15 protein-coding genes are annotated in these 20,213 nt (G+C 74.3%); 8 read left to right on the top strand and 7 right to left on the bottom strand.

The genetic code is table 11. The features are described from left to right. Nucleotides 1–7: 7 nt before the first annotated feature. The 6 genes from JOE38_RS02455 to JOE38_RS02430 all read right to left on the bottom strand — a co-directional run bounded on the left by JOE38_RS02455 (nucleotide 8) and on the right by JOE38_RS02430 (nucleotide 7,875). The gene (locus JOE38_RS02455; RefSeq protein ID WP_204574708.1) at nucleotides 8–487 is read right to left on the bottom strand and encodes a DUF4233 domain-containing protein; all 480 of its coding nucleotides are present in this window, start codon (nucleotides 485–487) and stop codon (nucleotides 8–10) included. Next, nucleotides 484–2,052 (bottom strand): bifunctional folylpolyglutamate synthase/dihydrofolate synthase, encoded by a 1,569-nt coding sequence (locus JOE38_RS02450; RefSeq protein ID WP_204574707.1) that lies wholly within the window; start codon nucleotides 2,050–2,052, stop codon nucleotides 484–486. Before JOE38_RS02450 ends, JOE38_RS02455 begins: the two co-directional genes overlap by 4 nt. Next, a complete protein-coding gene (ileS, locus tag JOE38_RS02445) occupies nucleotides 2,049–5,354 on the bottom strand; it encodes an isoleucine--tRNA ligase (protein WP_204574706.1) in 3,306 nt (1,101 codons plus the stop codon). The genes JOE38_RS02450 and ileS overlap by 4 nt, the downstream gene beginning before the upstream one ends. Before the next feature lie 245 nt (nucleotides 5,355–5,599). Continuing rightward, nucleotides 5,600–6,364: a class I SAM-dependent methyltransferase gene (locus tag JOE38_RS02440; RefSeq protein ID WP_204574705.1), complete on the bottom strand. Its 765-nt coding sequence runs from the start codon at nucleotides 6,362–6,364 to the stop codon at nucleotides 5,600–5,602. A 61-nt stretch (nucleotides 6,365–6,425) separates the two neighbouring features. After that, a complete protein-coding gene (locus tag JOE38_RS02435; protein WP_239544732.1) occupies nucleotides 6,426–7,157 on the bottom strand; it encodes an expansin EXLX1 family cellulose-binding protein in 732 nt (243 codons plus the stop codon). A gap of 112 nt (nucleotides 7,158–7,269) precedes the next feature. Further along, nucleotides 7,270–7,875 (bottom strand): TetR/AcrR family transcriptional regulator, encoded by a 606-nt coding sequence (locus JOE38_RS02430; RefSeq protein WP_204574703.1) that lies wholly within the window; start codon nucleotides 7,873–7,875, stop codon nucleotides 7,270–7,272. 103 nt (nucleotides 7,876–7,978) lie between these two features. Here JOE38_RS02430 and JOE38_RS02425 point away from each other — a divergent pair, with 103 nt between their 5' ends. Genes JOE38_RS02425 through JOE38_RS02410 form a run of 4 tightly spaced genes read left to right on the top strand, consistent with a single transcriptional unit; the run spans nucleotide 7,979 to nucleotide 13,222 of the window. After that, nucleotides 7,979–9,625, top strand: a complete 1,647-nt coding sequence (locus JOE38_RS02425; protein WP_204574702.1) for an ABC transporter substrate-binding protein — start codon at nucleotides 7,979–7,981, stop codon at nucleotides 9,623–9,625. Continuing rightward, nucleotides 9,622–10,698, top strand: a complete 1,077-nt coding sequence (locus JOE38_RS02420) for an ABC transporter permease (protein WP_204574701.1) — start codon at nucleotides 9,622–9,624, stop codon at nucleotides 10,696–10,698. The genes JOE38_RS02425 and JOE38_RS02420 overlap by 4 nt, the downstream gene beginning before the upstream one ends. Continuing rightward, nucleotides 10,695–11,555, top strand: a complete 861-nt coding sequence (locus JOE38_RS02415) for an ABC transporter permease (protein ID WP_204574700.1) — start codon at nucleotides 10,695–10,697, stop codon at nucleotides 11,553–11,555. The genes JOE38_RS02420 and JOE38_RS02415 overlap by 4 nt, the downstream gene beginning before the upstream one ends. After that, nucleotides 11,552–13,222: a dipeptide ABC transporter ATP-binding protein gene (locus JOE38_RS02410; RefSeq protein ID WP_204574699.1), complete on the top strand. Its 1,671-nt coding sequence runs from the start codon at nucleotides 11,552–11,554 to the stop codon at nucleotides 13,220–13,222. The genes JOE38_RS02415 and JOE38_RS02410 overlap by 4 nt, the downstream gene beginning before the upstream one ends. 18 nt (nucleotides 13,223–13,240) lie before the next feature. Here the strand turns inward: JOE38_RS02410 and JOE38_RS02405 are convergent, their stop codons facing one another. After that, a complete protein-coding gene (locus tag JOE38_RS02405; protein WP_204574698.1) occupies nucleotides 13,241–14,668 on the bottom strand; it encodes a helix-turn-helix domain-containing protein in 1,428 nt (475 codons plus the stop codon). 109 nt (nucleotides 14,669–14,777) lie between these two features. On the opposite strand from JOE38_RS02405, the gene JOE38_RS02400 reads away from it, so the two are divergent. From JOE38_RS02400 to JOE38_RS02385, 4 genes are all read left to right on the top strand, one after another. Beyond that, on the top strand, nucleotides 14,778–16,718 hold the full coding sequence (locus JOE38_RS02400; RefSeq protein ID WP_204574697.1) for a phosphoenolpyruvate carboxykinase (GTP): 1,941 nt from the start codon (nucleotides 14,778–14,780) through the stop codon (nucleotides 16,716–16,718). 135 nt (nucleotides 16,719–16,853) lie between these two features. Next, entirely contained in the window at nucleotides 16,854–19,499 is a 2,646-nt protein-coding gene (gene valS, locus JOE38_RS02395) for a valine--tRNA ligase (RefSeq protein ID WP_204574696.1), read from the top strand. Continuing rightward, nucleotides 19,496–19,948, top strand: coding sequence for a GNAT family N-acetyltransferase (locus tag JOE38_RS02390; protein WP_204574695.1), 453 nt, complete (start codon nucleotides 19,496–19,498; stop codon nucleotides 19,946–19,948). The genes valS and JOE38_RS02390 overlap by 4 nt, the downstream gene beginning before the upstream one ends. Beyond that, nucleotides 19,948–20,211 carry a hypothetical protein gene (locus tag JOE38_RS02385; protein ID WP_204574694.1) on the top strand — a complete coding sequence of 88 codons (264 nt, stop codon included), beginning with the start codon at nucleotides 19,948–19,950 and terminating at the stop codon, nucleotides 20,209–20,211. Before JOE38_RS02390 ends, JOE38_RS02385 begins: the two co-directional genes overlap by 1 nt. Nucleotides 20,212–20,213 lie beyond the last annotated feature (2 nt).

Raw genomic sequence — 20,213 nt, 5'->3', positions numbered from 1 at the left:
GTGCCTCCTACGGGGTGGGAGCCGGCGGCTCGGTGGTCGGTCGGTGGTCGGTGGGGCGGTCGTGGCCCGGCGCGGCCTGCTCGTCGAGCATGGCCTGCTCCCACGCGCCCCGCGCGGCCGCCTTCTCGCGGTCGATGCGGTCGCCCTGCACCATGGCGTAGATCCAGAGCAGCAGGAAGAAGCCGCCGACCGCGAACATGGCGGGGAGCACGAAGCCGGTGAGGACGACGAGCACCTGCACGACCCAGCCGGCGCGGATGCCGAGCGGGGTGCGCAGGGTGCCGACGACCGCGAGCATGGCGATCACGAGCAGCGCGCCGCCGCCGAGCGCGGGGAGCGCCGGCAGCGCCTCGAGCCCGAAGGCGACCAGGCTGGCCAGGAACACGACGATGACCTGGAAGCCCATGACGATGGATCCGAGGATCTCGACCGTCGTGCGGGGCGGGCGCGGCCGTCGCGTGCGGGCCGGGCGGCCGTCGGCGCTCACGCGGTCTTCCAGCCCTCGTCGGCGGCGTGGGCGATGGCCTCGCCGACGAGGAGGATCGAGCCGGTGACGAGCGCCGCGCCCTTCTCGGTCTCGCCGGCGGAGTCGCGCGCGTCCTCGAGGGCGGTGCGGAGGTCGGGCTCCACGGTGACGCGGTCGCGGCCGACGACGCCGACGACGATGCGGGCCAGCTCGTCGGGATCCACCGAGCGCTCGGACGTGGACCTGGTGACGATGAAGTGGTCGACGACGGGCGCGAGCTCGCGCACGATGCCCTCCGCGTCCTTGTCCGCGAGCACGCCGATGACGGCCGTGACGCGGTCGAACGTGAAGTAGACGGGCAGCGCGGCCGCGAGCGATGCGGCACCGGCGGGGTTGTGCGCGGCGTCCACCAGCACGGTCGGCTCGGTGCCGACGACCTGCAGGCGGCCCGGGCTCGTCGCGGTGGCGAGGCCCTCCGCGAGCACGTCGTCGTGGATGGCGTGGTCGCCGCCGCCGAGGAACGACTCGACCGCGGCGATGGCCACCGCGGCGTTCTGCGCCTGGTGCGCGCCGAACATCGGCAGGAACACGTCCCGGTAGGTGCCCGCGAGGCCCTGCACGCTGATCACCTGGCCGCCCACCGCGAGGGTCGTGTCGAGGAGGCGGAACCGCTCGCCCTCGATCGACCAGGTGGACTCCGTGAGCTCGGCCGCGCGGGTGAGCTCGGCCACGACCTCGGGGAGCTGCGCGCTCGAGACGACGTCCGCGGTGGGCTTCACGATGCCGGACTTGGTGCGCGCGATCTCCGCGACGGTGGACCCCAGCCGCTGCGTGTGGTCGAGCGAGACGGGCGTGAAGACGGCGACCTGGCCGTCGCCGACGTTGGTGCTGTCCCACTCGCCGCCCATGCCGACCTCGATCACGGCGACGTCGACGGGCGCATCCGCGAAGGAGGCGAACGCGAGCACCGTGAGGGCCTCGAAGAACGTGACCGGCTCCTCGCCCGCGGCGACGAGCTCCCGGTCGACCAGGACGATGAACGGCTCGACGTCGGCCCAGTTGCGGCTGAGCGCCTCGTCGCTGATCGGCAGGCCGTCGACCACGATGCGCTCGTTGAAGCGCACGAGGTGCGGGCTCGTGAAGAGGCCGGTGCGGAGCCCCGCGGCGCGCAGGATGCTCTCGGTCATCCGGCTCGTCGAGGTCTTCCCGTTGGTGCCGGTGACGTGCACGATCGGGTACGCGCGCTGCGGGTCGCCGAGGAGCTCGACCACGCGGCGGGTGGCGGAGAGCCGCGGCTGGGGCGCCTGCTCCCCCATCCGCGCGAGGAGCGCCTGGTAGACGGCGTCGCCCTCGCGCTCGAAGTAGTTCTCGTCGTCGACCTCGCGGCCGGCGACGATCGACTGCTCGGCCTCGCGGCGGAGCTCGGCGGCGTCGTCGGCGAAGAGCTGGTCGTCGCTCAGGCCGTCGACGTCGGGGTCGAGCGCGCGGGCCGCGGCGTCGACGCCCTCGTCCGTCTCCGGCTCGAAGTCGTCGTCGCGCCGGGGCTCGTCGTCGTCGAAGGGCTGTCCGCCCCGCTGGTCGCTCATGCTCGCTCCACCTCGATGTACAGGGGCGATCCGCCGCCGACGGTGATGCCGGGATCCGGATCCGCCGGGGCGTCCGCGTCGATCCGCAGCGCCACCGCCAGGGTCTCACGCGCGATGAGGTCGCGGAACCGCTCGGCCTGCTCCGCGCCCGCCGCGTCCAGCCGGATCACGAGGGAGATGCGGTCGCTCACGTCGAGCCCCGCGCCCTTCCGGGCGTCCTGCACGTTCCGCACCACGTCGCGCGCGAGGCCCTCGGCCTCGAGCTCGGGGGTGAGCGCGGTGTCGAGCAGCAGGAACCCGCCGCCCGGCAGGAGCGCGAGCGCCTGGTCGGCGCGGTCGCCCGCCACCTCCAGCACCAGCTCGTACTCGCCGGCCACGAGCGGCGTGCCGCCCGCGACGACCTCGCCGTCGGCTTCCGTCCAGTCGCCCTGGCGGGCGGCCTGGATCACCTGCTGCACGCCCTTGCCGAGGCGGGGCCCGGCGACGCGCGCGTTGACGGTGAGGCGGCGCGTGATGCCCGCGTCGGCCGCGCTCGTGGGGGTCAGCTCCTCGACGGAGACGGCCTTGACGTTGAGCTCGTCGCGCAGGATGTCCTCGAAGCGGGCGAGCCCGTCGGCGTCGTCGCTCACGACCGTCAGGCGCGCGAGCGGCTGGCGCACGCGGAGGCCGGACTGCTTGCGGAGCGAGAGCGCGGTCGAGGCGACCTGGCGGACCCGGTCCATCACCTCGACGAGGCGGTCGTCCGCGGGCAGGTCGTCGGGCTCCGGCCAGTCCTCCAGGTGGACGCTGCGCCCGCCGGTGAGGTCCTTCCAGATGCGCTCGGACACGAGCGGGAGGAGCGGCGCGGCGACACGGGTCACGGTCTCGAGGACCGTGTGGAGGGTGTCGAAGGCGCGCGTGTCGCCGGCCTCCGTGCCCGCCCAGAAGCGGTCGCGGCTGCGGCGCACGTACCAGTTGGTGAGCACGTCGGCGAAGTCGCGGAGGGAGGCGGCGGCCAGCGTCGAGTCGAGCGCGGTCATGTGCTCGGTGACCTCGGTGACCAGGCGGCGCGTGCGGGCCAGGATGTAGCGGTCCAGCACGTCGTCGCTCGTCGTGTCCCGCGTCGCCTCGTAGCCGTCGGGCTGCGCGGAGTTGGCGTAGAGCGAGAAGAAGTACCAGGTGCTCCAGAGCGGCAGCAGCACCTGGCGGACGCCCTCGCGGATGCCCTCCTCGGTGACCACGAGGTTGCCGCCGCGGAGCACGGGGCTCGCGAGGAGGAACCAGCGCATGGCGTCGGATCCGTCGCGGTCGAACACCTCGTTGACGTCCGGGTAGTTGCGGAGCGACTTGGACATCTTCTGGCCGTCGTTGCCGAGGACGATGCCGTGGCTGACGACGCTCGAGAACGCGGGCCGGTCGAACAGCGCCGTCGACAGCGCGTGCAGCGTGTAGAACCACCCGCGGGTCTGGCCGATGTACTCGACGATGAAGTCGGCCGGGCTGTGCGCGTCGAACCACTCGCGGTTCTCGAACGGGTAGTGCACCTGCGCGAACGGCATGGACCCCGAGTCGAACCAGACGTCGAGCACGTCCTCGATGCGGCGCATGGTGCTCTTCCCCGTCGGGTCGTCGGGGTTCGGGCGCGTGAGCCGGTCGATGAACGGGCGGTGCAGGTCGGTCGGGCGCACGCCGAAGTCGGCCTCGAGCTCGTCGAGGCTGCCGTAGACGTCGATGCGCGGGTAGGCCGGGTCGTCGCTCTTCCACACCGGGATGGGGCTGCCCCAGAACCGGTTGCGGCTGATGGACCAGTCGCGGGCGTTGCCGATCCACTTGCCGAACTGGCCGTCCTTGACGTTCTCGGGCGTCCACTCGATGTCCTGGTTGAGGCGCACCATGTCGTCGCGGAAGTCGGTGACGCGCACGAACCAGCTGGAGACGGCCTTGTAGATGAGCGGGTTCTTGCAGCGCCAGCAGTGCGGGTAGGAGTGCTCGTAGCTCGCCTGGCGGATGAGGCGGCCCTGCGCCTTGAGCATGCGCGTGAGCGTCTTCCCGGCGTCGGACCACAGCTCGCCCGCGACGTCGGGCACGGTGTCGACGAAGCGGCCGCCCTCGTCGAGCGAGAGGATCACGGGGATCCCGGCGGCGGCGCAGACCTGCTGGTCCTCCTCGCCGTAGGCCGGGGCCTGGTGGACGATGCCGGTGCCGTCGGTGGTCGTGACGTAGTCGGCGACGAGCACCTGCCACGCGTTCTCGGTGCCGAACGCCTCCGTGTCGGCGTAGAAGTCCCAGAGCCGGTCGTAGGCGACGCCCTCGAGCTGGCGGCCGAGCACGGTGCGGGAGACGGCGGCGCGGGCCTCGTCGGCGGACGCGTAGCCGAGGTCCTTGGCGTAGTTGCCGACGAGGTCCTGGGCGATGAGGTACTCGGATCCGAACACCTCGGCCGCGAGCTGCACGGAGGACTCCCGGGGCAGCGCGTCGGGCGCCTCGGCATCGGGCGTGCCGGCGGGACCGGCGGGCACGACGGCGTAGACGATGTCCGGCCCGACCGCGAGCGCCATGTTGGTCGGGAGGGTCCAGGGCGTGGTCGTCCAGGCGAGCGCGCGCACGGCGGTGAGGCCGAGCGACTCGGCCTTCGCGCCGACGAGCGGGAACGTGACGGTGACCGACTGGTCCTGGCGCATGCGGTAGACGTCGTCGTCCATCCGCAGCTCGTGGTTGCTCAGCGGCGTCTGGTCGTGCCAGCAGTACGGCAGCACGCGGAAGCCCTCGTAGGCGAGGCCCTTGGTGTGCAGCTGCTTGAAGGCCCAGATGACCGACTCCATGAAGTCGAGGTCGAGCGTCTTGTAGTCGTCCTCGAAGTCGACCCAGCGGGCCGAGCGCGTGACGTAGTCCTCCCACTCGCCCGTGTACTCGAGCACGGAGCGGCGGGCGACGGCGTTGAACTCCTCGACGCCCATCTCCTCGATCTCGCTCTTCTCCGTGATCCCGAGCTGGCGCATCGCCTCGAGCTCGGCGGGGAGGCCGTGCGTGTCCCAGCCGAAGCGGCGGTGGACCTGCTTGCCGCGCATGGTCTGGAAGCGCGGGAAGGCGTCCTTGGCGTAGCCCGTGAGGAGGTGCCCGTAGTGCGGGAGGCCGTTGGCGAAGGGCGGGCCGTCGTAGAAGACCCACTCGTCGCACCCCTCGCGACGCTCGACGGAGGCGCGGAAGGTGTCGTCGCGCTTCCAGAACGCGAGGATGCCCTTCTCGACATCCGGGAAGCGCGGGCTCGCGGCGACCTGGTCGGGGGCGCTCGGGTCGTCGGGGACGGGACGGGGGTAGGTCATGGCGGCTCCTGCGGCGATGAGGATCTCCGCGAGGACGCCCGGATCCCTGGTGCGGATCCCCGAGCGCGGTACCACCCCGCTTGCCGCGCGACGCGCGACCACTCTCCTGAGGCGATGACGGGCCCGACCCGTTCGGTTCTACCGACCCCGTCTCCGGGGCTTTCTTCCGAAGGCTCCCCGGTGATGGCCGGATCGGCGCCTGTGACCCACATCCTAGCGCGCCGCCGTCGAGCGATCGGGCGCGGTCAGCCGCCGAGCTGGGCGCGGTACGCGTCGGCGCGGTAGGGCAGGTCGAGCACGTCGCGGCCGGCCGTGTCCGGGTGGCCCGCGAGGAGGGTGCGGATGTCGTCGAGGACGCGGGCGCGCTCGACGTCGGGGAGCGTGATGATGCGGCTGATGGATCCGGCGAGCTCCACCACCTCCTCGGGGGTCGTGCGGTGCACGTGGGCGAACGACGCGTGCTCGACCGGGCCGAAGCCGGGGAACGGGCCGGGCTCCGGTGCGCGTCCGCCGTGGCGCCGGCCGGCCTCGAGGACGGCGTCGAGCTCGCGGACCCAGTCGACCTCCCCGTCCATCATGTTCCACACGATGCCGAGGTGCCCACCGGGACGGAGGACGCGCGCGGCCTCGCGGGCCGCGGACCCCGCGTCCATCCAGTGCCAGGCCTGGGCCACGAGCACGGCGTCCTCCTCGCCGTCGCCCACCGGGATCGCCTCGCCGCTGCCCGCCCGGACGTCGACGTCGACGCCCGGCGATGCCGCCCGGAGGACCCGCCGCATCTCCGCGTCGGGCTCGACCGCGGTGACGGAGAGCCCGCGCGCGGCGAGCAGCCGGGTGAGCTTGCCGGTGCCCGCGCCGAGGTCCACGACGCGGCGGGCGCCGGCCGGGAGCATCCACTCGACGGCGTCGTCGGGATAGCCCGGGCGGACCCGGTCGTACTGGTCCGCGACGGATCCGAACGAGGAGGCGAGGGCGGCGAGGTCGGACGGGCCGGGGGCGTCGGAGGTCATGCGGACATCCTCGCCCGCGCGGCCGGGTGCGCGGCAGGGCTCGCCGCGCACCCGGATCCGTTCACCCGAGGCGCGCGCCGCTGCGCTGCAGCCGGCCCGGGTCGAGCTCGATCCCCGGGACGGTGGCCGTGCGGCCCGAGACGTCCGTGACGCGCACCGTGTAGGGGCCCGCGCCGAGCCCCGACGAGGCCAGCCAGTAGCCGTACGTGGTCCGGGAGAGCGGCGTCCATCCCGCGCCGGCCCGCACCTCGACCGAGCGCAGCTCCGTCCCGGCGTCCACGACCTGGATCGCCGTCCAGTACGGGTTCGACCCGTCCTTGACGCGGAAGGCGAGCGGCGGGACCGCGGGGTCCGCGACGGGCGCGTACGAGATGGGGATGATGCCGGCGTCGAAGTCGCCGATGGCGCGGAACGCCTCCTCGCTGAGGTCGAGGTGGCCGTGCTCGCACTCGGGGCAGAGGTCGGCGACCTCGACGCGGACCGTGCCGCGCGGGCCGGTGACGTCGAGGTAGGTGCCGCACGCGGCGCTGCCGGCGTAGTCGTCGGGGCCGACCGCGACGTAGAGGCGGTCCGTCGGGATGGACGGGAGGGAGCAGTTCCCGTTCGTCGTGCTGCCGTCCGGGCCGAGGGAGTAGTGCGTGGCCCTGCCGGAACCGGCGGCGACGGCCGACGCGGATCCGGCGGGCCCGACGGTCGCGAGGCCGGCGACCGCCACGAGGAGCGCGAGCAGGACGGGTACGAGCCGGTGCGGACGGCGGAGCGGGACGCGGCGGAGGGCGGGGGTGCGGGGCATGGCGGTCCTTCTCATCGTCGAGGGAGCGGACGCGGTCGCGCCGCGCGGCCAGGGTACGGGGGAACCGGCGGGCGACGCCGGATCGACCCCAGGCCCGGGCGCGGCCCGCCGGTCAGGCGAGCGCGGCCGTGAGCGCCGGTCGGAGGGGATCGAGCGCCAGGCGGACGGCGTCCTCGAGCGGGCCGCGCCCGACGCCGTCACCCGCCCACGCGACGACCGCGGCGGCCGTCGCAGCGGCGATCACGGCGGCGGCGACCCGCACGGGCGCGGCGGATGCCCGCCGGCCGGACGCGCGCGCGATGGCCTGCGCGACGGGATCCACGAGCGGGGCCGCGCGGGCCACGCCCTCCCCCGCGACGTCGGCGCCGAGGCCCATCACCTCGTGCTGCGTGAGGGCGAGCGGCAGCCAGCCCTCGCCGCGGGACCGGGCGGCGCCGATGAGCGCATCGACCACGCCGTCGACGGCCGGGCTGGCGGCATCCACCGACGCGAGCGCCTCGCCGCACGCGCGCAGGGTGTCGTCGAGCCCGGCCCACAGGAGGTCGGCCTTGGAGGCGAAGTAATTGAAGAACGTGGCGCGGCTGACCCCGGCCCGCTGGGCGATCTGCTCCACGGTCGTCGCGGCGTAGGTGTTCTCGAGGAAGAGCTCCGCGGCCGCCTCCTCGAGCGTCGCGCGCGACGAGCGGCGCGGGCGGCCGGCGGGGCGGGCGGAGGTCATGCGCCCATCCTGGCGCACCGGGACGTCGTCAGCCGCGTATTGTTGGACGCGGTACAGAAACACCCGCACCAGCGCCCGAGCGGCGCGCACATCGGAAGCCCCCATGATCCCCACCTCGCGCACCCGCGCCCTGGCGGCCCTCGGCGCCCTCGCCGCGACCGCCCTCGTCCTCACCGGCTGCACCTCGGCCGGACCCGAGGCGCCGACCACGCCCGTCTCCGGCGGCACGCTCGTCTACGCGTCCGGCGACGCCGAGCCCGAGTGCCTCGACCCGCACGTCGGCGGCAACTACCCGCAGGCGCTCGTGTCGTCCCAGTTCCTCGAGCCGCTCGTGTCGCTCGACGGGAAGGGCGGGATCACGCCCTGGCTCGCGGACAGCTGGACCTGGAGCGACGACGGGCTCGGCCTCACGCTGAAGCTGCGCCAGGGCGTGACCTTCACCGACGGCACGCCCTTCGACGCGGACGCGGTCGTCGCGAACATCCGCCACGTGCAGGATCCCGCGACCCTCTCCTCCACCGGCTACCTCGCGCTGCAGGCGATTACGGACGCGACCGCGGTCGACGCGTCCACCGTGCAGCTCACCCTCTCGACGCCCGACAGCGCGCTGCTCGAGTCCCTCTCGCAGCCGTGGCTCGCCATGGAGTCGCCCGCCGGGATCGCGCGCGGGACGGACGCGAACTGCGCGCAGCCCATCGGCACCGGCCCGTTCAGCGTCGAGCGCTGGGACCGCCAGCAGTCGATCTCGCTCGTGCGCAACGACGCCTACTCGTCGCCGCCCGCCGACGCCGCGCACAGCGGCCCCGCGTACCTGGACCGCATCGACTGGCGCTTCCTGCCGGACGCCGCCTCCCGCTACGCGGCCCTGCAGAGCGGCGAGGTCGACGTGATCGACAACGCGCAGCCCGACGCGATCGCGTCCGCGACCGCGGGCGGCGCCCTCGGCGAGCTGGACGCGCCTCGACCGGGCGCCTCCAACCGCATCGAGCTGAACTCCGGCCAGGCGCCCTTCGACGACGAGCGCGTGCGCGAGGCGTTCATCCGCGCGGCCGACGTCGACGCGGGGATCACCGCCCTCTTCCAGGGCACCACCGAGCGCTCCTACTCGCCGCTCGCGAGCACGGAGCCGGCCGCCGTCTCCGACCCGGACCTCTTCGGCATCGACGCCGACCGCGCCGCCGCGCTCCTCGACGAGGCCGGCTGGTCCGCGAAGGACGCCGACGGGATCCGCACCAAGGACGGGAAGCGCCTCACGCTCCGCTTCCCCGTGAGCACCAACCAGTCGATCCCCGCCGAGCAGTCGCTCTTCGAGCAGATCCAGGCCACCACCAAGCAGGTCGGCTTCGACGTGCAGCTCGAGCCCATGGACCTCGCCTCCTGGTACGCGGCGCTCGGCGACGACGCGTACGAGCTCGTGAGCGCGCCGTACACGAAGGCCGGACCCGACGTGCTGCGGATCCTCTACGACACCTCCGGCATCACTCCCGCGCCGAGCGGCTACTTCGCCAACCACGCCAAGGTGTCGGTGCCGGAGATCGACCAGGCGCTCGCCGAGGCGAGCGCCACGACCGACCTCGACCGGCGGAACGCGCTCTACGCCGACGTGCAGCGGCGCGTGATGGCCGGGTACTGGATCCTGCCGCTCTACGACCAGCAGAACCACTTCCTGCACGGCACCGCCGTCCAGGGCCTGCGCGCCCTGCCGTCGGTCTCCACGCCGACGCTGTACGACACCTGGCTCGCCCGGTGACGCGCGGCCGCGCCGTCCGCGCGCCCGGCTCCCGTCGACCCGCGCTCCTGCGGGCGGTCGTGGCCCGGATCGGCGGCGCGGTCCTCGTGCTGTGGGCGGTCGCGACCGTCACGTTCCTCGCGGTGCGGCTGATCCCGGGCGACCCCGCGCAGGCGATCCTCGGCGGGCCGGGCTCGCAGGCGCCACCCGAGGCGGTCGCCGCCGTGCGCGCCGAGTACGGGCTCGACCAGCCGGTCCTCGTGCAGTACCTCGCGCAGCTGGGGCGTCTCGCGCAGGGCGACCTCGGCCGGTCGTACGCGCTGCGCGAGGACGTCGTCGCGGTGCTCGCGCGGCAGCTGCCGGGCACCCTGCTGCTCGCGGTGCTCGCGCTCGCCGTGGCGTGGATCCTCGCGCTCGGCCTCGCGCTCGTCTCGACGGGCGCGGGCCGTCTCGCCGGTGCGGTGGGCGCGGGCGTCGAGATCGTGGCGGCGTCGCTGCCGCACTTCTGGATCGGCGTGGTGCTGATCCTCGTCTTCTCCACCGGCCTCGGCTGGCTGCCGGCCGTGAGCGGGTCCTCGCCGGCGGGCCTCGTGCTCCCCGTGCTCACGCTCGCGATCCCGCTCGCCGGGTTCCTCGGGCAGATCATGCGCGAGGCGCTGCTCGACGCCCTCGACTCCCCGTTCGCGCTCGCGGCCCGGGCGCGCGGCGAGTCCGAGGCGGGCGTGCGGCTGCGGCACGCTCTGCGGCACGCGGCGGCCCCCGGGATCGCGCTGTCGGGATGGGCGTTCGGCTTCCTCATCTCGGGGGCCGTGGTGGTCGAGCAGATCTTCGCCCGACCCGGCCTCGGACGCACGGCGCTCTCCGCCGTGACCAGCAGGGACGTGCCGGTCATCGTCGGCGTGGTGCTCGTGGTGGCGGTGATCTACATCGTGCTCACGGCCGTGACCGACCTGCTCGCCCGCATCGTGGACCCGCGGCTCGTCGACGCGCGCACGGGGCCCGTGCCCCTCCCCGGCAGCGCCGCGTCCGCGCCCGTCGACGGCGAGCCCGATGCCGCGCGCGCCGACGCCGACATCCCGGCGGCCGCGCGATGAGCGACCCCCGCGCCGCCACGCTCCTCGACGCCGCGCCGTCGCGGCCGCCCGTCCGCGTGCTCGCCGCCGCCGGCACGACGGCCGCCGCGATCGTCGTCGTGCTGCTCCTCGCCGCGGCCCTCGCCCCCGGGCTCGTCGCGCCCGGCGACCCCCTCGCCATCGCGCCCGCCGAGGCCTTCCGCGCGCCCGGCCCCGGCCACCTCCTCGGCACCGACGAGTCCGGCCGCGACGTGCTCACGCGCGTCGTGCACGGTGCCGGCCCGAGCCTCGTGATCGGCGTGAGCGCCACGGCCATCGGCCTCGGCCTCGGCGCGGTCCTCGGGCTCGCCGCCGCGCTGCTCGGCCGGGTCGCCGACTTCGCCGTCAACCGCGTGATCGAGGTGGTCTTCGCCTTCCCGGGCCTGCTGCTCGCTCTCTTCCTCATCGTGATCCTCGGGCCCGGCATCGGCAGCGCCACCCTGGCCGTCGGGATCTCCGCCGCGCCCGGCTACGCGCGCATCATCCGCGGACGGGTCATGTCGGTGCGCCGCTCCGCGTACGTCGAGGCGGCGACCGTGCTCGGCCGTCCGCCGGTCGTGGTGCTCGCGCGGCACATCCTGCCGAACACCGCGGCTCCGCTGTTCGTGCTCGGCACGCTCGGCGTGGGCCAGGCGATCGTGTGGGCGTCGTCCCTCAGCTACCTCGGCCTCGGCACCGTGCCGCCGGATCCCGAGTGGGGCGCCATGCTCGCGGCCGGCCGCACCTACATCGGCTCGGCGCCGTGGCTGACCGTGGTGCCCGGCCTCATGATCGTGCTGACCGCCACCGCGTCGACCGTGCTCGGTCGGGCGCTCGAGCGACGGGTGCGCGCATCGTGAGCGCCGGATCCGGTCGGGCAGCGCCCGCGACGCCGCCCGCCCTGCGCGTCGAGGACCTGCGGGTCTCCTTCGACGGCGTCCCCGTCGTGCACGGGGTCTCCCTGCGGATCGCGCCGGGCGAGTGCCTCGCGCTCGTCGGCACGTCCGGCTCCGGCAAGAGCGTGACCGCGAGGAGCCTCCTCGGCCTCGCCGGTCCGGGCGCCGACGTCCGCGCGGACGTCCTGGAGGTCGGGGGCCGCGACCTCCGAACCGCGGGTCCGCGCGAGTGGCGGCGCGTCCGGGGATCCGGCGTGGGCCTCGTGCTGCAGGACGCCCTCTCCTCGCTCGACCCGCTGCGCCCCATCGGGCGCGAGATCGGCGACGCCCTCCGGATCCACGGGATGCGGGACCCGCGCGCCCGGCGTGCGCGCGTCCTCGAGCTGCTCGAGCGCGTGGGCATGCCGGATCCCGCGACGCGCGTGCACCAGCGCTCCGGCGAGCTCTCGGGCGGGCTCCGGCAGCGGGCGCTGCTCGCGGCCGCCCTCGCGCTGGATCCGCCGCTCCTCGTCGCCGACGAGCCCACGACCGCGCTCGACGCCACCGTGCAGGCCCGCATCATCGACCTGCTCGCCGACCTGCGCACGCAGGGCCAGGCGACCCTGCTCGTCAGCCACGACCTCGCCGTCGTGGCGCGGCTCGCGGACCGCGTCGCCGTGATGCACGACGGCCGCGTCGTCGAGGAGGGCCCCACCGCGGACGTGCTCCGCGCGCCTGCCCACCGCCGGACGCGCGCGCTCGTGGCCGCCGTGCCCACGGGCGTCCCACGCGGCGTGGCGCTGTCGGAGGCCCGGATCGACGCGGCCGCCGCATCGCCGGCGACGATCGCCGCTCCGCACCCGGACGACCGCGTCCTCCTCCGCGCCACCGGCCTGACGCGCTCCTACCGGGGCGCAGCCGGATCCGCGCGCACCGCCGTCGACGACGTGTCCCTCGAGGTGCGCCGCGGACGAACGCTCGGCCTCGTCGGCGGATCCGGCTCCGGCAAGACCACGGTCGCCCGCCTGCTGCTCGCGCTCGAGGAGCCGGACGCGGGCGCCGTCACGCTCGACGGCGCCCCGTGGAGCGGCGTGCCCGAGCGCGACCGCCGCAGCCGACGCGCGCGCGTCGGCGCGGTCTACCAGGACCCGCTCGCGTCCTTCGACCCGCGCTGGAGCGTCGACCGGATCCTCCAGGACGCCCTCGCGGTCGCCGGCCTCCGCGGGGCGGACGCGTTCGACTCCCCCGCCACGCTCCTCGCGCAGGTGGGCCTCGATCCCGCGATCCTCCGCCGCCGTCCCGCCCGGTTGTCCGGCGGCCAGCGGCAGCGCGTCGCCATCGCGCGCGCCATCGCGGCCCGGCCCGACGTCCTGATCTGCGACGAGCCCGTCTCCGCGCTCGACATCGCCGTGCAGGCGCAGGTGCTCGACCTCCTCGACGAGCTGCAGCGCCGACTGGGCCTCGGCCTGCTCCTCATCTCGCACGACCTCGGCGTCGTCGCGCACATGAGCGACGAGGTGCTGGTGATGAGCGACGGGCGCGTGGTCGAGCGCGGATCCGCCGACGACGTGCTGACGCGCCCGACGCACCCCGTCACCCGGGCGCTCCTCGACGCCGTCCCCCGCCTGGACCCGGACGCCGCGCCGCGCTAGCCGGCCCGTCGACCGGCGTCACGCCCCGGCGTGCCGGTCGAGGAAGGCGTACAGCTCGCGGTCGTCCACCCCGGGGAACGCGCCGCGCGGCAGGGGCGCGAGGATGTGCGCGTGCAGCCGGGCGCTCGGCCACGCCCGGTCGCGCCACCGGCCGGCGTCCTCGGGATCCGCGCGACGGCAGCACGACTCGTCCGGGCACCGCGACACGCTCCGGGCCGTCGTCTCGCGTCCCCGGAACCACTTCGCGTGCGCGAACGGCACCCCGAAGGAGATCGAGTACTCGCCCTCGGCGGTGGATCCCGTCTGCGTCGAGCACCAGAACGTCCCCGCGGGCGTGTCCGTGTACTGGTGGAACTCGGTCGTGCGGTTGGTGCGGTCGAACGCGCCGCGCGCCGCCCACTCCCGGCACACCGGCTGGCCCTCGACGGCACCCGTCACGTCGACGGGCAGCGGCAGGCCGTCGTTCTCGTAGGCCTTGTAGACCGCGCCGTCGCCGCCCACGCGCAGGAAGTGCACGCGCAGGCCGAGATGCGTCGTGCTGATGTTCGTGAGCCGGAGCGCGGCCGCCTCGTGCGTGACGCCGAACGCGTCGCGGAAGTCCTCCACCGCGAGGTCGCGCCGCGCCTTGGCCTCGGCGAGGAACTCCACCGACTGCGTCAGCGGCATGAGGCACGCGGCCGCGAAGTAGTTGATCTCGAGCCGCTGCCGCAGGAAGTCCGCGTAGCTCGCGGGCTCCTCGTGCCCGAGCACGCGGTGCGCCATCGCCTGCAGCGCCATCGAGCGGAGGCCGTGGCCGCCGGGGATCGACGCGGGCGGCAGGTAGATCCGCCCCTCCCCGATGTCGGTGACCGAACGCGTCGACCGCGGCAGGTCGTCCACGTAGATGAGCTCGAACCCGAGCCCCTCGGCCATGCGGCTGACGCTGCGGTGCGATAGAGCGCCGCTCCGGTGGCCGACGTCGGCGAGCATCCGCTCGGCCATCTCCTCGATGGCGGGGATGTGGTTGTCCTGCTGCCGCATCATGAGGCGCTGCTCCGTGTTCGCCCGCCTCGCCTCCTCGGGCGTCGCGATCGACTCGCGCTCGCGCCGCGCGAGCTCGCGGTGGAGGCCGACCAGCGCCTCGAGCGTCTCCTGCGGGAGCGCCCGGCTCGCCGGCACGGCCGGCAGCCCGAGCGAGCCGTAGAGGGACGAGCGCTGCGCCCGGTCGAGCTCGATCTCGAGGGCCGAGCGCGCGTCCGGCGCGTCGGCCGCGAGCAGGTGCGTGACGTCCACCCCGAGCGCGCCCGCGATCCTCCCCAGCGTCGACAGCCGCGTCTCGCGCCGGCCGTTCTCGATCATGCTCAGCTGGCTCGGCAGGATCCCCGCCCGCTCCCCCAGCGCCTGCAGCGTGAGACCGGCGCCCTTGCGCGCATGCCGGATGCGCCGACCGATGACGAGCTGGTCCATGCCTTCACCTCTCCGTGAACATCCGGCGTTCTTCACGCGGTCGGATCCCCGAACCCCATCCTGACCGGTCGCAGGCTGGAACAACAGACCGATCGAAGGGGACGGATCCATGACCAGCATCCAGGACGCACCACCTGCCACCTCCACCGGCCGCGCACGCGCCGCCGCCTCGCCCGCATCCCCGGCCCCCGCGCCCGGCCCCGTCCCGCTCCCGCCCGGGGCAGCAGCACCCGCGCACTGCCGCGATCCCCGCGTCGCCGAGTGGGTGGCCGAGGTCGCCCGGCTCACGCTCCCCGACCGGGTCGTCTGGTGCACGGGCAGCGTCGCCGAGTACGACCGCCTCACGCGCGAGATGGTCGACGCGGGCACGCTCATCCGGCTGAACCCCGAGTGGCGCCCGCACAGCTTCCTCGCGCGCAGCGACCCGGCCGACGTGGCGCGCGTCGAGGACCGCACCTTCATCTGCTCGCGGGACGAGGCCGACGCCGGCCCGACGAACAACTGGCGCGACCCCGCCCGGACGCGCGCCGAGCTGGAGGGGCTGTTCGCCGGATCCATGCGCGGCCGCACCCTCTACGTCGTCCCGTTCTCCATGGGCCCGCTCGGCGGCGCGATCTCGCAGCTCGGCGTGCAGATCACCGACAGCCCCTACGTCGTCGCCAGCATGGCGCTCATGACCCGGATGGGCGACGAGGCGCTCCGCCTCATCGGCCCCGACACCGCGTGGGTCCGCGCGCTGCACGGCCTCGGCGCGCCGCTCGTCGACGAGCGGGGCCGCCGCACCGCCGACGTGCCGTGGCCGCACAACGCCGACAAGCGCATCTGCCACTTCCCCGAGGACCGCGAGATCATCTCGTTCGGCTCGGGCTACGGCGGCAACGCGCTGCTCGGCAAGAAGTGCTTCTCGCTCCGGATCGCCTCCGTCATGGCGCGCGACGAGGGCTGGCTCGCGGAGCACATGCTCCTCATCCGGATCACGAGCCCGGAGGGCCGGCGCTTCCACGTCGCGGCCGCGTTCCCGTCGGCGTGCGGCAAGACCAACCTCGCGATGCTCACGCCGACGATCCCCGGCTGGAGGGTCGAGACGCTGGGCGACGACATCGCCTGGCTCCGCCCCGACGTGCAGGGCCGCCTCCGCGCCGTCAACCCCGACCGCGGCCTCTTCGGCGTGGCCCCCGGCACGGGCGAGGCCACCAACCCCGTCGCCATGTCCACGATCTGGGGCAACGCGATCTACACGAACGTCGCCCTCCGCCCCGACGGCGACGTGTGGTGGGAGGGCATGACCCCGACACCGCCCGCGGGTCTCGTCGACTGGCAGGGGAACCCGTGGTCGCCCGCATCCGGCACCCCCGCCGCCCACCCGAACGCGCGCTTCACCGTCGGCCTGGAGCAGTGCCCGTCGCTCGCGGACGACTGGGACGACCCCGACGGCGTGGTGGTCGACGCGATCCTCTTCGGCGGGCGCCGCGCCACGAACGTCCCGCTCGTCGCGGAGGCGGACGACTGGGAGCACGGCGTGTTCGTCGGCGCGACCATGGCGTCGGAGCAGACGGCCGCCGCCGAGGGCAGGGTCGGCGAGCTCCGCCACGACCCCTTCGCGATGCAGCCCTTCTGCGGCTACGACATGGCCGACCACTGGCGGCACTGGCTGGAGGTCGGACGGGGACTCGGCGCCGGCGCGCCGCGCGTCTTCCAGGTCAACTGGTTCCGGAAGGGCGAGGACGGCTCCTTCCTCTGGCCCGGCTTCGGCGAGAACGCGCGCGTGCTCGAGTGGATCGTGCGCCGCGTCGAGGACCGCGTGCCCGTCCGGCCGTCCCCCGTCGGCGGCCTGCCCCTGCCCGAGGACCTCGACGTCCAGGGTCTCGACCTCGCCGACGGGGCGCTCGAGGAGCTCTTGGCGCTGGAGCCGGCGCTCTGGCTCGACGAGCTCGACGCCGTGGACGCGCACTTCGCCCGCTTCGACGGCCGGGTGCCCGCGGAGCTGACGGCCCGCCTCGACCGGATGCGCCAGGCCTTCCGGGAGACCGCGACGCCCGCGCCCGCCTAGCCGGGGAGGCCGGATGCACGGGCGCCCCCGCCCCCGCATCCGGCCTCCGCGCCCCCATCCGGTAGCGTGAACCCCGCACAGAAGGCACCTCACCATCGACACGGTGCCGTCCACACTGAGGGAACCGGAGCACGCATGGCAGACGAACGACGTCCGGACACCGCGCAGGGCACGGCCGCACAGGTCGCCCGGGTCCCTGACAAGCCGGCCCTCGAGGGTCTCGAGGCGAAGTGGGGCGGCCGCTGGCAGGCCGACGGCACGTACGACTTCCGCCGCGACGAGGCCGCCGCCGGCACCGTCTTCTCCATCGACACCCCGCCGCCCACGGCGAGCGGATCCCTGCACATCGGCCACGTCTTCAGCTACACGCACACCGACGTCATCGCCCGCTACCGCCGCATGCGCGGGGAGAGCGTGTTCTACCCGCTCGGCTGGGACGACAACGGCCTCCCCACGGAGCGCCGCGTCCAGAACTTCTACGGAGTCCGCTGCGACCCGACGCTCCCCTACGACCCGGCGTACCAGCCGGCCGAGACCGGCGGCACGTCGAAGCCCGGCGACCAGCAGCCCATCTCCCGCCGCAACTTCATCGAGCTGTGCGAGCGCCTCACCGAGGAGGACGAGAAGCAGTTCGAGGACCTCTTCCGCACGCTCGGCCTCAGCGTCGACTGGCGCCAGAGCTACCGCACCATCGGCGCCGAGGCGCAGGTGGCCTCGCAGCGCGCGTTCCTCCGCAACCTCGCCCGCGGCGAGGCGTACCAGGCCGACGCCCCCACCCTGTGGGACGTCACCTTCCGCACCGCCGTCGCGCAGGCCGAGCTCGAGGACCGCGAGCAGCCGAGCGCCTACCACCGCCTCGCGTTCCACCGCGCGGGCGGCGACGACGTGATCATCGACACGACCCGCCCCGAGCTCCTCGCGGCGTGCGTCGCCCTCGTCGCGCACCCGGACGACGAGCGCTACCTGGGCCTGTTCGGCACCACCGTCACGACGCCGGTCTTCGGCGTCGAGGTCCCCGTGCTCGCGCACCACCTCGCGCAGCCCGACAAGGGATCCGGCATCGCCATGGTCTGCACCTTCGGCGACCTCAACGACGTCGTCTGGTGGCGCGAGCTGCAGCTCGAGAACCGCGCGATCGTCGGCTTCGACGGCCGCATCGTCTCCGAGGCGCCCGCCGCGATCACGTCGGGGGCCGGCCGCGCGGCGTACGCCGCCCTCGCCGGCAAGACCGTGTTCTCCGCGAAGGCCGCCATGGTCGAGCTCCTCACGGAGTCCGGCGAGCTGATCGGCGAGCCGCGCAAGATCACCCACCCCGTCAAGTTCTACGAGAAGGGCGACAAGCCCCTCGAGATCGTCTCGACCCGCCAGTGGTACATCCGCAACGGCGGCCGGGACGAGGAGCTCCGCGCCGGCCTCATCTCGCGCGGCCGGGAGATCGGCTTCGTGCCCGACTTCATGCGCGTGCGCTACGAGAACTGGGTCGGCGGCCTCAACGGCGACTGGCTCGTCTCCCGCCAGCGCTTCTTCGGCGTGCCGCTCCCCGTCTGGTACCCCCTCGACGCCGACGGCAACCCGGAGTTCGCGAAGGCCATCACGCCCACCGAGGACCAGCTGCCCGTCGACCCGTCGTCGGATCCCGCCCCCGGCTTCGCCGAGGACCAGCGCGGCGTGCCCGGCGGCTTCCAGGGCGAGCTCGACGTCATGGACACCTGGGCCACCTCCTCCCTCACGCCGCAGCTCGCGGGTGGCTGGGAGCGCGACCCCGAGCTCTTCGACCTCGTCTTCCCGTTCTCGATGCGCCCGCAGGGCCAGGACATCATCCGCACGTGGCTCTTCTCCACCGTGCTGCGCGCCGAGCTGGAGCACGGCCAGGCTCCGTGGAAGACGGCCGCCATCTCCGGCTGGATCCTCGACCCCGACCGCAAGAAGATGTCGAAGTCGAAGGGCAACGTCGTCACCCCCGCCGCCACGCTCGAGCAGTTCGGCTCCGACGCGGTGCGCTACTGGGCCGCGTCCGCCCGCCTCGGGGTCGACGCCGCGATGGACCCGCAGAACCCGACGCAGATCAAGATCGGCCGCCGGCTCGCGATCAAGGTGCTCAACGCCGCGAAGTTCATCCTGTCCTTCGAGGCGCCCGAGGGCGCCCGGGCCACGCACGCCATCGACGTGGGGATGCTCGCCGCCCTGGCCGAGGTCGTCGAGACGGCCACCACCGCGCTCGAGGAGTACGACCACGCCCGCGCGCTCGAGGTCACGGAGAGCTTCTTCTGGACCTTCTGCGACGACTACCTCGAGCTGGTCAAGGACCGCGCCTACTCGGCCGACGCCGACCCGGCCGACCGGGGATCCGCCGTCGCGGCCCTCCGCGAGGCGCTCGACGTGCTGCTGCGCCTGTTCGCGCCCTTCGTGCCGTTCGCGGCCGAGGAGGCGTGGAGCTGGTCGCACGACGGCTCGATCCACACCGCGCCCTGGCCGATCGCGCCGACCCCGGACGCCCCGGCGACCGGCGGCTCGGCCGATCCGCGGCTCCTGGCCCTCGCCGGCCGCGCGCTCGTGGGCATCCGCCGCGCCAAGACCGACGCCAAGGCCTCGCAGAAGACCCCGGTCGCCGAGGCCGTGGTCTCCGCGTCGCCGGAGGACATCCGCTCGCTCGAGCTCGTGGCGCGGGACCTCCGCGCCGTGGGCCGCATCACCGACCTGACCTTCACCGAGGGGGACGGCCCCGCCGTCACCCGCATCACGCTCGCCCCCGCCGAGCAGCACGAGGAGAACCGCGCATGACCATCTCGATCCGCCCCGTCCGCGACGGCGACTTCTTCCCCTGGTTCGACCTGTTCGCCGGCTACGCCGAGTTCTACGGCACCGAGCTCACGGACGAGGCCGCCGTGCTCGCCTGGAGCCACCTCATCGACGAGCAGCACGCGAGCTCCGCGCTCGTCGCCGTCGACGACGCGCACGAGGGTTCACTCGTCGGCCTCGCGCACTTCCACCGCTTCTCGCGCCTGGCCCGCGGCACGGACGGCCTCCTGGTCGACGACCTGTACGTGCGCGAGATCTCGCGCCGCCAGGGCGTGGGCGAGCAGCTCATCACCGCGGTGGCCGAGGTCGCGCGCCGCGACGGCGCCAGCATGCTCCGGTGGATCACCGCCGAGGACAACGCCGACGCGCAGCGCCTCTACGACCGGGTCGCCCGCCGCACCACGTGGGTCACCTACGAGCAGGACGTCTGATGCAGCTCGGCACCCGCTGGCCCGTCGGCGGCGTGGCCCCGGCGGACCTGCCCGAGGTCGTCCTGCTCGCCGTGAAGACGGTCGAGTCCGACGTCGTCGCCCTCGAGACCGACACCTCGCAGTGGCGCTGGACGCTCACGTGGCTCGAGCGCAAGCCCGTGGTCGAGCTCGATGACGGCACGGTGATCCGCTACGACCCGATCGAGGACGCGGCGACCATCACGATCCCCGGCGAGTCGACGGACGACCCCTTCGACGACTGACC

The sequence above is a fragment of the Clavibacter michiganensis genome (assembly GCF_016907085.1).
GTDB classification, from domain to species: Bacteria; Actinomycetota; Actinomycetes; order Actinomycetales; family Microbacteriaceae; genus Clavibacter; species Clavibacter michiganensis_O.
The sequence above is the reverse complement of the archived record's forward strand: the minus strand, read 5'-3'. Positions and strand labels throughout refer to the sequence as shown.

What these genes read in the sequence shown, in the direction of transcription:
- JOE38_RS02390 (WP_204574695.1), top strand. Translation starts at nt 19,496, where the DNA reads ATGACCATCTCGATCCGCCCCGTCCGCGACGGCGACTTCTTCCCCTGG.
- JOE38_RS02400 (WP_204574697.1), top strand. Translation starts at nt 14,778, where the DNA reads ATGACCAGCATCCAGGACGCACCACCTGCCACCTCCACCGGCCGCGCA.
- JOE38_RS02405 (WP_204574698.1), bottom strand. Translation starts at nt 14,668, where the DNA reads ATGGACCAGCTCGTCATCGGTCGGCGCATCCGGCATGCGCGCAAGGGC.
- JOE38_RS02435 (WP_239544732.1), bottom strand. Translation starts at nt 7,157, where the DNA reads ATGCCCCGCACCCCCGCCCTCCGCCGCGTCCCGCTCCGCCGTCCGCAC.
- JOE38_RS02450 (WP_204574707.1), bottom strand. Translation starts at nt 2,052, where the DNA reads ATGAGCGACCAGCGGGGCGGACAGCCCTTCGACGACGACGAGCCCCGG.
- JOE38_RS02415 (WP_204574700.1), top strand. Translation starts at nt 10,695, where the DNA reads ATGAGCGACCCCCGCGCCGCCACGCTCCTCGACGCCGCGCCGTCGCGG.
- JOE38_RS02430 (WP_204574703.1), bottom strand. Translation starts at nt 7,875, where the DNA reads ATGACCTCCGCCCGCCCCGCCGGCCGCCCGCGCCGCTCGTCGCGCGCG.
- valS (WP_204574696.1), top strand. Translation starts at nt 16,854, where the DNA reads ATGGCAGACGAACGACGTCCGGACACCGCGCAGGGCACGGCCGCACAG.
- JOE38_RS02440 (WP_204574705.1), bottom strand. Translation starts at nt 6,364, where the DNA reads ATGACCTCCGACGCCCCCGGCCCGTCCGACCTCGCCGCCCTCGCCTCC.
- ileS (WP_204574706.1), bottom strand. Translation starts at nt 5,354, where the DNA reads ATGACCTACCCCCGTCCCGTCCCCGACGACCCGAGCGCCCCCGACCAG.
- JOE38_RS02385 (WP_204574694.1), top strand. Translation starts at nt 19,948, where the DNA reads ATGCAGCTCGGCACCCGCTGGCCCGTCGGCGGCGTGGCCCCGGCGGAC.
- JOE38_RS02425 (WP_204574702.1), top strand. Translation starts at nt 7,979, where the DNA reads ATGATCCCCACCTCGCGCACCCGCGCCCTGGCGGCCCTCGGCGCCCTC.